This is a genomic window from Herbaspirillum sp. FG34 (assembly GCF_057809315.1).
In genome coordinates, this window is the sequence record NZ_JBMDJS010000014.1 from 39,845 (window position 1) to 52,316 (window position 12,472).

Consider the following 12,472-nt stretch of genomic DNA (forward strand, 5'->3'; position numbering starts at 1 on the left):
TTGTCCTCTTTGCTGCCCAGCTTGCCGCAAAAGACTTAAACCAGGCTTAAAGAAGGATAAATGCTCCTGCCGCCGGCATTCACGGAAACTGAATGCTCGCAACCATGCCTGAGAATCCTGTGTACCGCGCTGGTCATCGCGCCTGTCCTGCCGGCTTGCCTGTCTGACACGGGCCTGACGCTGGTCTGACACGGGGCGGGCGGCGCATGACAGACCGATGCAACATCCCCCACCATTCCGATTTTCCGACAAGTGTTTTTCCCCGGCTCCGCTACACGCAGGCGGGCCGCATATGAGATGATGCGGCTTCCATCTTCTCGCGGCCTGCCCCGGGATCACGATAGCGGCCCCGCTGCCGCAGCGATCCGCACGCCGCACATGAATGGCGTATCGCCACCTGCCGCTTTCTCTTGGGGTACGCCACAGTAACAACGCCCGACCACGCCTGTCCGGCCGACTGCCTTGCTGGCTGCCGGCCTGCGGCACCCGTCGTCGGCCCTGGTCCGATTTTTGGAGTCCCCTGATGTTCAGCTGGTTTGAAAAACTGGTCCACCCCTACCCCGAGTCGCAACCCTTGCCGCCGCCGCGCGGCTTCATGCGTTTCATCTGGTTCTGTACCAGGGGCGTACGTCCCTACATTGCGGCCATGACCCTGACGACGGCCATCATCGGCGTCTTCGAGGCGCTGCTCTTCGCCGCGCTCGGCCGCATCGTCGATTGGCTCTCCAAGATACAACCCGCGCAATTGTGGCCGCAGGAAGGTCATACCCTGGCCTGGCTGGCGCTCATCCTGGCGGCCAGCCCGCTCTTGATCGCGCTGCAGACCATGTACAAGCACCAGACCCTGGCCGGCAATTTCCCCATGCTGCTGCGCTGGAATTTCCATCGCCTCATGTTGAGCCAGAGCATGAGCTTCTACCAGAACGAGTTCGCCGGACGGGTGGCCACCAAGGTCATGCAAAGCGCGCTGGCGGTGCGCGACTTCTGCATGATCGTGGGCGATATCCTGGTCTTCATCACGATCTACTTTGCCACCCTCATCGGCGTGGTCGGCAGCTTCGATATCTGGATGCTGGCCCCCTTCTTCGTCTGGCTGGCCGCCTTCGCGGTGGCCATGCGCTACTTCGTGCCGCGCCTGTCCGCGGTGGCACGCAACCAGGCCGATGCGCGCTCGCTGATGACCGGACGCATCACCGATGCCTACACCAACATCGCCACCGTCAAACTGTTTTCGCACGCAGGGCGCGAGGCCGAGTACGCCCGCAGCGCCATGCGCGAATTCCTCGCCACGGTCCATCGCCAGATGCGTCTGGTGTCGGGCTTCGAGGTGGTCAATCACCTGCTGAACATGGTGCTCATCATCGGTGCCACCGGGGTGTCGCTGTACCTGTGGACCCAGGGCAAGGTGGGGGTGGGCGCAGTTGCTGCCAGCACCGCCATGGCGCTGCGCCTGAACGGTATCGCGCACTGGGTGATGTGGGAAATGTCTTCCCTGTTCGAACACGTGGGCACGGTGCAGGATGGCATCAATACGCTGGCCCGTGCGCATGAGGTCAAGGATGCACCCGATGCGACGCCGATCAAGGTCAGTCGGGGCGAGCTGCGCTTCGAGGGGGTGAGCTTCAGCTACGGCGGCGCGGCGCCGCGCCCGGTGGTGGACCAGCTGGACCTGGTGATCCGCCCCGGTGAAAAGATCGGACTGGTGGGCCGCTCCGGCGCCGGCAAGTCGACCATCGTCAACCTGCTGCTGCGCTTCTACGATATCGAGGGTGGCCGCATCACCATCGATGGCCAGGACATCGCCCATGTCACGCAAGACAGCCTGCGCGCGCAGATCGGCATGGTCACGCAGGATACTTCCCTGCTGCATCGGTCGGTGCGCGAGAACATCACCTATGGCCGTCCCGATGCGAGCGACGCCGAGATGATCCACGCCGCCGAACGCGCCGAGGCGCATGACTTCATCGGCACGCTGGCCGATGCCAAGGGCCGCCGCGCTTATGACGCGCATGTGGGCGAGCGCGGCGTGAAGCTCTCCGGCGGCCAGCGCCAGCGCATCGCGATTGCCCGCGTGATGTTGAAGGATGCGCCCATCCTGCTGCTGGATGAAGCCACCAGCGCGCTCGATTCGGAAGTGGAAGCGGCCATCCAGACCTCGCTCTACAAGCTCATGGAAGGCAAGACGGTGGTAGCCATTGCGCACCGCCTGTCGACCATCGCCGCGATGGATCGACTCATCGTGCTGGACCAGGGTCGCATCGTCGAGCAAGGGACACACGCCGAACTGCTGGCCGCCAATGGCCTGTACGCGCGGCTATGGTCGCACCAGAGTGGCGGCTTCCTGGGAGAAGAGGAAGAGGATGCGGTGATGACGGCGTGACGCCTGATCTTGGTAAATGATTTATATCATTTACGATGAATGCAAGAAGATTGCTGCAAAAAAATGGGCGCACTCGACGGTGCGCCCATTTTTCTTGCCCGCCCGGTTTTATCTTTATTGCAGAGTGAACGAAGCCGTCTTCACCTCCTTGGAATCCAGCCCGATCTGCACCTGGAATTCACCCGGCTCGGCCACGTATTCCAGCTTGGCGTTGTAGAAGGACAGTGCCTTGCGGTCGATACTGAACTGCACCTCTTGCTCTTCACCCGGCTGCAACATCAGCTTGCGGAAATCCTTCAGTTCCTTGACCGGACGCACCACCGAGGCCGCCACATCGCGGATGTACAGCTGCACCACGGTGGCGCCTGCGCGGCGGCCCACGTTCTTGACCGTCACGCTGGCCTGCACCTGGCCGTCAGCGCTCATGGCGGCCTGCGACAGATGCACGTCCGAGAGCTTGAACTCGGTATAGCTCAAGCCGTATCCGAACGGATACAACGGGCCATTGGGCTCATCGAAGTACTGCGAGGTGTAATTGCCCGGCTTGCCTTCGGTGTAGGGACGGCCCACGCGCGGATGATTGTAGTAGCTCGGGATCTGGCCCACCGAACGCGGGAAGGTGATGGGCAGCTTGCCCGAAGGATTGACGTCGCCGAAGAGGATATCGGCAATCGCATTGCCGCCCTCGGTTCCGGTGTACCAGGTCTCCAGGATGGCCGAGGCGTTCTCGCGCGCCCAATTGAGATCCAGTGGACGGCCATTCATCAGCACCAGCACCAGCGGCTTGCCGGTGGCTTTGAGGGCCGTGAGCAGATCCTGCTGGCTCTGCGGCAGCGACAGCGAGGTACGGCTGGAGGATTCATGCGACATGCCGCGCGACTCGCCCACGGCGGCCACGATGACATCGGCATCGCGTGCGGCCTTGAGGGCCTCATCGATCATGGCCTTGGGGCTGCGCTTGTCCTGGATCACTTCCGGATCATCCCAGTTCAGGAAGTTGAGGTAGTCGACGATGTGCTTGTCTTCGGTGATGTTGGCCCCGCGTGCGTAAAGCAGCTTGCCCTGCCCGCCCAGCGCATTCTGCAGCCCCTGGCGCAGGGTGATGGTCTGCCTGGCCTGGCCGGCTGCAGACCAGCTGCCCAGCATGTCGATGTGCGAATCGGCCAGCGGACCGACCAGGGCGATGCGCGCGGTCTTCTTCAGCGGCAGCGCGGCATGGCGGTTCTCCAGCAGCACCATGGACTGCTGCGCGACTTCGCGCGCATCGCGACGATGCAGGCGGCGCTCGGCATGGACGTCCGGCGGATCATCGGCGGCGCGGCCGATGCGGATATACGGGTCCTTGAACAGGCCCAGATCGTACTTGGCACCGAGGATGTCGCGCACGGCATTGTCCAGCTCCTGCTGCGCTACCTTGCCCGAGCGCACCAGCGCCGGCAGTTGCTTGATGTAGACCTGGTCGGCCATGCTCATGTCGGTACCGGCCTTCATCGCCAGGCGTGCCGCTTGGGCATCGTCCTGTGCCACACCGTGGTTGACCAGTTCGGTGATGGCTCCGTGGTCCGACACCGTCAACCCCTTGAATCCCCAATCCCGGCGCAACAGGTCCTGCAGCAGCCAGGTATTGGAGGTGGCCGGTGTCCCGTTGATGGAGTTGAGCGCCACCATCACCGCGCCCGCGCCGGCATCGATGGCGGCACGGTAAGGCGGCAGATAGTCGTTGTACATGCGCTGCGGGTCCATGTTGACGACGTTGTAGTCGCGTCCGCCCTCGACTGCACCGTACAGCGCAAAATGCTTCACACTGGCCATGAGGCGATTGGCGGCGATGGGCTTGGTATCGCCTTGCAGGGCGCGCACCGAGACCTCGGCAATGCGCGAGACCAGGTAAGGATCTTCACCAAAGCCCTCAGACGTGCGCCCCCAGCGCGGATCGCGGCTGATGTCGACCATCGGGGCGAAGGTCATGTCGATGCTGTCGGCCGCGGCTTCTTCGGCGGAGATGCGCATGGCGCGGCCGACCAGGTCCATGTCCCAGCTGGAGGCCAGGCCCAGGCCGATGGGGAAGGTGGTGCGATGGCCGTGGATGACGTCATAGGCGAAGAACATCGGGATCTTCAGCCGTGAACGCATGGCGCCCTCCTGCAGCGGACGATTCTCGGGCCGGGTGATGGAGTTGAAGGTGCCGCCGACACGGCCGGCGGCCAGTTCCTCGATCAGCTTCTTGGCGGGCATGTCCGGACCGATGCTGATGAGGCGCAGCTGGCCGATCTTTTCTTCCAGCGTCATCTGACGCAGCAGGTCATTGATGAAGGCGGTCTTGTCGCCGAGCAAGGCCGGATTGGCTTGCGCATGCGCGGCCGTGCCGGTGAGCGCGGCGCTGCAGGCCAGCGCGCACAAGGTCATGACCAGGGCCAGGCGGGGACGACGCGGGGACGCGGCGCGCCGCTCGGTAAGCTTGTGGGACACGGGTTTCCTCTCTCTTTTTTAAACTTTGGCGGCGCTCTGCCCTCTACTGTGTGACCTGCACAAGCGGGACAGCGGCCGGGCGGCGGGAGCATTTATTGCTTGCGTTCTTTGATGCGTCGCCAGCCAGACGGTTCGCTATATTATTCTGTTTTGATGCCTGCCGGACGCGCAGGCACACAGCGGCGTAGCAGGCCAACATGCCCGCGCGCCGCTTCTTTGTGGAGAAATACATTGATCAGACATGGATTGAAATGGCCCCTGCTGCAGGGGCTGGTGTTGTCGGCAAGCCTGCTGGCTGCCTCGGTGCAGGCACAGAGCGCGCAAGGCTTCGACCTCAACCAGGCCGTGGCCCGCGCCCAGGCACTGGCCGCCAAACCCTATCAGAAGCCGGTGAGCAATCTCTCGCCGACGTTTGCGGCGATGCAGTTCGCCGATTACATGAAGATCCAGCCCAAGAGCGACAAGTTCGAATGGCGCAACCAGCCTACCCCCTTCAAGCTGGCCTTCTATCATCAGGGCATGCAGTTCAACTCGCCGGTGGCGATCCACGAAATCGTCGATGGACGCGTACAGGATGTGGGCTACAGCACCGACCGCTTCAACTTCGGTGACCTCAATCTGGCCAAGAGCAGCACCGCCCATCTGGGTTATGCCGGCTTCCGGGTGGTCTATCCGCTCAACCGCGATGACAAGGAAGACGAGGTCATGAGCGTGCTGGGCGCCAGCTATTTCCGCGTCATCGGCAAGGGTCAGGTCTATGGCCTCTCGGCACGCGGACTGGCGATCGATACGGCCATGTTGAGCGGTGAGGAATTCCCCCGCTTCACCGAATTCTGGATCCAGCGTCCGGCCCCCGGCGACAAGCAGCTGACCTTCTATGCACTGCTGGATTCACCGCGCGCTACCGGCGCCTACAAGTTCACGCTCACGCCGGGCAAGGATGCCCTGCTCGATGTGCAGGCACGCGTGTTCCTGCGCGCCGACGTGGGCCGCCTGGGCATTGCACCGCTGACCAGCATGTTCCTCTTCGGTCCCAACCAGCAATCTTCGCGCCGCAACTTCCGTCCGGCCATCCATGATTCCAATGGCCTGGCGATCCATACCGGCAATGGTGAATGGCTGTGGCGACCGCTGAACGATCCGCAGAACGTGGAAGTGAGTTCCTTCGAGGTCAGCCATCCGCGCGGCTTCGGGCTGTTGCAGCGGGGCCGCGATTTCGCCTCCTATGAAGACCTCAAGGATCGCTACGACCTGCGTCCCTCGGCCTGGATCGAGCCCAAGGGTGACTGGGGCCGTGGTGCCGTGCAACTGGTGGAGATCCCCACCGCCGACGAGACCAACGACAACATCGTGGCCTACTGGCTGCCTGCGCAACTGCCGCCGCGCGGCACGCCGCTGGCCTATGACTACCGCATCCACTGGACCATGGATGAACCGGCCATCCTCAACAATGAAGTGGGCTGGGTCAAGCAGACCTTCCATACCGATGGCGAACTCACGCAGGCCAACCTGATCCGCGCCTTCGATGGCACCACGGCCCTGCTGGTGGATTTCACCGGTGGTCCGCTGGGCTCGCTGCCCGCCGGGACGACGGTTCAGCCGCAGGTGAACGTTTCCAACAATGGCGAGCTGATCGATGCCCAGCTGCAGCCCAATCCGGCCATCAATGGCTGGCGGCTGACGCTGCGGGTGAAGATTCGTAACGTTGCGCAGGCCGTGGAATTGCGTGCGGCACTCACCGCCAATGGCAAGCCCTTGACCGAGACCTGGAGTTATCAGCTGCCGCCGCGTTCGGATGTACAGCGGACTTTCTGATATTTCGGAAATTATTTATATCAATAAAAATGGGCTGCTCCGAATCGGGCAGCCCATTTTGTTTGGTGCATCCTGCCGGCGCGATCAGCTCTCCACCGACTCCCCGCGCAGACGCACGATCACGCCATCGAGGGCATCGAGGTCGTTGAAGTTGATGATGAGCTGGCCCTTGTTGCGGGCACCGGTCTTGATGCTGACCTGGGTGGCCAGCAGGTCCGAGAGTTCTTCTTCCAGGCGTGCGATATCGCGTGACTTGTCCTTGGCTTCGCGCGGCTTGGCGGCCTGCTCTGCGCTGGCGCGGGTGACCAGTTTCTCGGCATCGCGTACCGACATGCGCTTGGCCACGATCTGGTTGGCCAGCTGGATCTGCGTTGCCGAATCGACGGCCAGCAGCGCACGGGCGTGGCCCATGTCGATGTCACCGGCCATGAGCATGGTCTGCACCGGCTTGGCCAGGTTCAACAGGCGCAGCAGATTGGAAACCGCACTGCGCGAGCGCCCCACGGCCAACGCGGCCTGCTCGTGCGTGAAGGCGAAATCGGTAATGAGGCGATGGATGCCCTGGGCTTCTTCCAGGGGATTCAAATCCTCGCGCTGCATGTTTTCGATCAGGGCCATGGCGGCCGTGGTCTGGTCATCCACGTTCTTGACCAGCACCGGCACCTCGGTCAGCCCGGCGATCTTGGCCGCGCGGAAGCGGCGTTCACCGGCGATGATCTCGTAGGTATCGCGACCGTTCTTCTGGCCGATGGCGCGGATCAGAATGGGTTGCAGCAGGCCCTGTTCCTTGATCGAGGCAGCCAGCTCGTTGAGCGCGCCTTCATCCATGCGGGTACGTGGCTGGTACTTGCCGGCCTGCAGTTCGGTGACCGCCATCACGGTGGGCAAGCCCTGCGCGGCCTGCGCCTGGACTTCTTCGGTGATGTCGGAGGATCCGCCCAGGAGCGCGTCCAGTCCGCGTCCCAGACCCTTGGATTTTTTCGGTAAAGTTGCCATGCGATTGCCTGATGAAAAACGATGCGTAATGACGGGGCCGGTTATAGCGTCTTGATGCGCTCGACCATTTCCGCGCCGAATGCGATATAAGCCTGCGCGCCCTTGGACAGCGGATCGAAGGTCACGCCCGGCAGACCATACGAGGGCGCTTCGGCCAGCCGCACGTTGCGCGGGATGACGGTCTTGAAGACCTTGTCGCCGAAGTGCTGTTCCAGCTGGTCCGAGACCTGCTGCGACAGTGTCATGCGCGGATCGAACATCACGCGCAAGAGACCAATGACCTTCAACTCCGGGTTCAGCTTGGCGTGCACCTTCTTGATAGTGTTGACCAGGTCCGACAGCCCCTCCAATGCGTAGTATTCACACTGCATCGGAATGATGACGCCATGCGCCGAGCACAGCCCGTTCAAGGTCAGCATGGACAGTGCGGGCGGGCAATCGATGAGGATGAAGTCATAGTCCTCGGCAACCTGGGCGAAGGCCATCTTCAGGCGCGCCTCGCGCTGCTCCAGCTCGACCATTTCCACTTCGGCGCCGGCCAGTTCGCGATTGGCGGGCAACACGTCGAAGCCCCCGGCTTCGGAACGCTTGCGCACGGCACGAATGTCGGACATGCCCAGCAGCACTTCATAGATCGAGCCTTCCAGGGTCGCCTTGTTCACGCCCGAACCCATGGTGGCATTGCCCTGCGGGTCGAGGTCGGCCAGCAGCACGCGCTGATTCAGTTGCGCCAGCCCGGCAGCGAGATTGACCGCAGTAGTGGTCTTGCCTACGCCACCTTTCTGGTTGGCGACACAAAATATTTTTGCCATATCGTTGTTATGTGAGCGTTATTGCGTGGTCAACTTGATGCCGAAACCGATCAGGAAAATACCTGCCGCGCGAGAAGCCAGCTTGGCGATGGTGCGATTGCGGGCCATGCGGCGCGCGGCGGCATTGCCGACGATGACCAGGAAGCTGCCATACAGGAAGGTGCAACTGCTGATGACTGCGCCCATCGTGAAGAAGGTCAGCGCGCCTTGCTGCGTGGCCGGATCCAGGAACAGCGGGAAGAAGGCCATGTAGAACACGATGGCTTTCGGGTTGAACAAGGTGACCAAAAAGCCGCGCCGGAAGTCTGCGGCATTGGAAAAGGGTACGACTGTACCACCGCCCTCGCCTCTTGCAAACAGGAGACGTCCGCCCAGGTAGGCCAGATAGGCCGCGCCCAGGTATTGCAGGCCGTGGAACAGCAAGGGATTGGCATGCAGCAAGGCGGCTACGCCAGCCGCGGCCAGGAACATCAGCACGATGTCGCCCAGCATGATGCCCGCCTGCGCCATGAAGCCGCCGCGCAAGCCGCCCTTGGCCGCGCAGGTGAGCATACAGAAGGTACCGGGACCGGGCAGCAGCAGGAACACCATGGTGGCGGCGATCAGTTGCCAGATATCGGTGATGCCGAGGGAATGAAAGATCGCCTGCATGGTGGGTCTCCTTGAATGTGCGCGGCCCGGGTTGCTGCCCGGGCCGCTGGCCTGATCTCAGGTGCCGTATTACGGTTTGCTCTTGACCACCCGCGCGGTATCGAAACCTTGCTTGGTGGCGTTGTTGAGGGCGTTCTCGTATTGCTCGTCGCTGATGGTGGGCGTGCGCGAGAGAATCCACAGGTATTCGCGCGAGGGGCTGCCCACGGTGGCCAGGGTGTATTGATCGTCCAGGTCCATGATCCAGTAGTCGCCCCACACCATCGGGATCCAGGACAGCCAGGCCGGCGCAAAGCGCACTTCCAGCTTGCTGTTGTTGCTGCCCGGGACCACCCGCGCCACGCCCTTGGCTTCATCGATGCCGTCGGCCGTCTTGCAGCGGTTGACGACATCGATCATGCCATCATTGCGCGCGGAATACTCTGCGCTGGTGCCGGAAATGCACTTTTTCTGGAAGCTGTTGGGAATCTTGGCGATTTCGTACCACTTGCCGGCGTAACGCTTGAGGTCCACCGAAGCTACCGTCTTGACCTCCTGGGCATGGACGCAAGCCATGCCCAGCGCGCCATAGGCTGCCATCGAGACCATGGTGGCCACCAGGGCCCGTTTCAGTTTGTTCATCAGGTCGTTCTTTCCATGAAGATGAGATGCCGTTCAGCATCCAGGCCCGGTACCTGCAGGGGCTGCACCTGGCGCACTGTCCACCCCGCCGGCAATCGGTCGATTTCCTCTTGCGGCAGCACACCCTTGAGGGCGATGTACTGACCACCTTGTTGCAGGAGATGATTCGACCACGTCACGAAGTCCTTGAGTTCCGCAAACGCGCGCGACGTGATGACATCGTATTGTTGCTCGACAGGCAACTGCTCCACACGGGCATGCAGCACCGTGACATTGCTCAAATGCAATTGCGCCTTGACCTGGTTGAGGAAGGCGGTTTTCTTGGAGACCGTATCGACCAGGGTAATCTGCATCTGCGGCTGCGCCTCGGCCGCCCAGATGGCCAGCACGATGCCCGGCAGGCCGCCGCCCGCGCCCACGTCCAGCACGCGTCGGGCGCCGGCAAAGGCCGACATCGCCGACAGGGAATCCAGCAGATGATGCGTGACCATCTGCGCCGGGTCGCGCAAGGCAGTCAGGTTGTAGACCTTGTTCCACTTGGCCAGCAGGGCCTGGTATGCCATGAGCTTGTCGATCTGGGCATCGGAAAGCGTCAGGCCCATGGCCTGGGCGCCTTCCTTCAGGGTATGGGTCAAAAGGTTCAGGTCTGCAGTGTTGCTCATGCGTGATGCCTTGGGTTGGATCTGGTTCGAGGGCGATGCCTGGTATTTTTCTTCACGCTGCCTGGTTGTCGGCGCCGCTCGGCTGTTTCAGGCCACCCTTCTTCAGGTGCACCAGCAGCAGCGACAGCGCCGCAGGCGTCACGCCGGAAATGCGCGAAGCCTGGCCCAGGGTTTCCGGACGATGCTTGTTGAGCTTCTGGCGCACTTCGATGGACAGTGCCTTCACATCCATGTAATCGAGGTCAGCCGGCAGCTTCAGGTTTTCATTGTGATCCTGGCGGCTGATCTCGTTGGCCTGGCGGGCAATGTAACCGGCGTACTTGACCTGGATCTCGACTTGTTCGCGCACCGGACCCTCTTCGATGCCGGGACCGGCCAGGGCTTGACCCTCGGTGCCGGTCAGGCCCATCAGACTATCGTAGGTCACGTTGGGACGGCGCAGCAGGTCCAGCAGGTTGTATTCGCGCTCGATGGCCTTGCCCAGCACACGCTCGGCTTCGACGGCCGCCAGGATGCGCGGGTTGACCCAGGTCGACTTGAGGCGTTCCATTTCACGTGAAACAGCTTCGCGCTTCTTGTCGAAGGCTTCCCATTGCGCATCGCCGACGCAGCCGAGTTCGCGGCCGATTTCGGTCAGGCGCAGGTCGGCATTGTCTTCGCGCAGAGAGAGGCGATACTCGGCACGGCTGGTGAACATGCGATACGGTTCCTGCACGCCCTGGGTCACCAGATCGTCGACCAGCACACCGAGGTAGGCTTCATCACGACGCGGGGTCCAGGCTTCACGGCCCTGGGTCTGCAGCGCGGCGTTGATGCCGGCCAGCATGCCCTGGGCGGCGGCTTCTTCATATCCGGTGGTGCCGTTGATCTGGCCGGCGAAGAACAGACCCTGCACCTGGCGGGTTTCCAGCGAGGACTTCAGGCCGCGCGGGTCGTAGTAGTCATATTCGATGGCATAGCCCGGACGCAGGATGTGGGCGTTTTCCATGCCCTTCATCGAGCGCACCAGTTCCAGTTGCACATCGAAAGGCAGGCTGGTGGAAATGCCGTTGGGATAGAACTCGTGGGTGGTCAGGCCCTCGGGTTCCAGGTAGATCTGGTGCGAATCCTTGCCGGCGAAACGATGAATCTTGTCCTCGATGGAAGGGCAGTAACGCGGGCCCACGCCTTCGATGACGCCGGTGTACATGGGGCTGCGATCCAGTCCGCCGCGGATGATGTCGTGGGTGCGGCTGTTGGTATGGGTGATCCAGCACGGCATCTGACGCGGGTGCATGGCGGCATGACCCATGACGGAGAACACCGGTACCGGGTCCAGGTCGCCGGGCTGTTCTTCCAGGATCGCCAGGTTGATGGTGCGGCCATCGATGCGCGGCGGCGTACCCGTCTTCAGCCGGCCTTGCGGCAGCTTCAATTCCTTCAGGCGCGCCGACAGCGACACCGCAGGCGGATCGCCGGCACGGCCACCGGAATAATTGTTCAGGCCCACGTGAATCTTCCCATCCAGGAAAGTCCCGGCGGTCAACACCACGGCCCTGCCCGCGAAACGGATACCGGCCTGGGTGATGGCACCGACGACGCGGTCGCCTTCCAGCATCAGATCATCCACGGCCTGCTGGAACAGCCACAGGTTGGGCTGGTTCTCCAGGCGAGAACGGATCGCTGCCTTGTACAGGATACGGTCGGCCTGGGCGCGGGTCGCGCGCACGGCCGGGCCCTTGGAGGAATTGAGGATGCGGAACTGGATCCCCGCCTCGTCGGTGGCGATGGCCATCGCCCCACCCATGGCATCGACTTCCTTGACCAGGTGGCCCTTGCCGATCCCGCCGATGGAGGGATTGCAGGACATCTGGCCCAGGGTTTCGATGTTGTGCGTCAGGAGCAGGGTTTTCTGGCCCATGCGTGCTGCGGCCAGTGCAGCTTCGGTGCCGGCGTGACCGCCGCCAACGACGATGACGTCAAATTGTGTGGGGAATAGCATGATGCGGGCCTCGCGTAGAGGTGAGAACAGAGGCGAGATTATAAGACCTTTTATCTGACGGGGTCGGGGGTGAGGTCCTTGGCTG

General features: G+C 62.5%; 9 protein-coding genes. 2 read left to right on the forward strand and 7 right to left on the reverse strand.

What is annotated here, in order from left to right:
* Positions 1-523 precede the first annotated feature (523 nt).
* Entirely contained in the window at positions 524-2,380 is a 1,857-nt protein-coding gene (locus ACODSZ_RS17130; protein WP_175344439.1) for an ABC transporter ATP-binding protein, read from the forward strand.
* 114 nt (positions 2,381-2,494) lie between these two features.
* On the opposite strand, the gene bglX is transcribed toward ACODSZ_RS17130, so the two are convergent.
* Entirely contained in the window at positions 2,495-4,849 is a 2,355-nt protein-coding gene (gene bglX / locus ACODSZ_RS17135) for a beta-glucosidase BglX (protein WP_175344440.1), read from the reverse strand.
* A 258-nt stretch (positions 4,850-5,107) separates the two neighbouring features.
* Here bglX and ACODSZ_RS17140 point away from each other — a divergent pair, with 258 nt between their 5' ends.
* Entirely contained in the window at positions 5,108-6,664 is a 1,557-nt protein-coding gene (locus tag ACODSZ_RS17140; protein WP_081486121.1) for a glucan biosynthesis protein G, read from the forward strand.
* Positions 6,665-6,748: 84 nt separating this feature from the next.
* Here ACODSZ_RS17140 and ACODSZ_RS17145 read toward each other — a convergent pair whose 3' ends face one another.
* The 6 genes from ACODSZ_RS17145 to mnmG all read right to left on the reverse strand — a co-directional run bounded on the left by ACODSZ_RS17145 (position 6,749) and on the right by mnmG (position 12,387).
* Entirely contained in the window at positions 6,749-7,660 is a 912-nt protein-coding gene (locus ACODSZ_RS17145) for a ParB/RepB/Spo0J family partition protein (RefSeq protein WP_008333870.1), read from the reverse strand.
* A 41-nt stretch (positions 7,661-7,701) separates the two neighbouring features.
* Complete coding sequence (locus ACODSZ_RS17150) at positions 7,702-8,472, reverse strand: ParA family protein (RefSeq protein ID WP_008333877.1); 771 nt, start codon at positions 8,470-8,472, stop codon at positions 7,702-7,704.
* Positions 8,473-8,490: 18 nt separating this feature from the next.
* Positions 8,491-9,123, reverse strand: coding sequence for a leucine efflux protein LeuE (gene leuE / locus ACODSZ_RS17155; protein ID WP_008333879.1), 633 nt, complete (start codon positions 9,121-9,123; stop codon positions 8,491-8,493).
* 69 nt (positions 9,124-9,192) lie between these two features.
* Positions 9,193-9,744: a lipocalin family protein gene (locus ACODSZ_RS17160; RefSeq protein WP_175344441.1), complete on the reverse strand. Its 552-nt coding sequence runs from the start codon at positions 9,742-9,744 to the stop codon at positions 9,193-9,195.
* The gene (gene rsmG / locus ACODSZ_RS17165) at positions 9,744-10,406 is read right to left on the reverse strand and encodes a 16S rRNA (guanine(527)-N(7))-methyltransferase RsmG (protein WP_175344442.1); all 663 of its coding nucleotides are present in this window, start codon (positions 10,404-10,406) and stop codon (positions 9,744-9,746) included. The genes ACODSZ_RS17160 and rsmG overlap by 1 nt, the downstream gene beginning before the upstream one ends.
* Positions 10,407-10,458: 52 nt before the next feature.
* On the reverse strand, positions 10,459-12,387 hold the full coding sequence (mnmG, locus tag ACODSZ_RS17170; protein WP_175344443.1) for a tRNA uridine-5-carboxymethylaminomethyl(34) synthesis enzyme MnmG: 1,929 nt from the start codon (positions 12,385-12,387) through the stop codon (positions 10,459-10,461).
* Positions 12,388-12,472 lie beyond the last annotated feature (85 nt).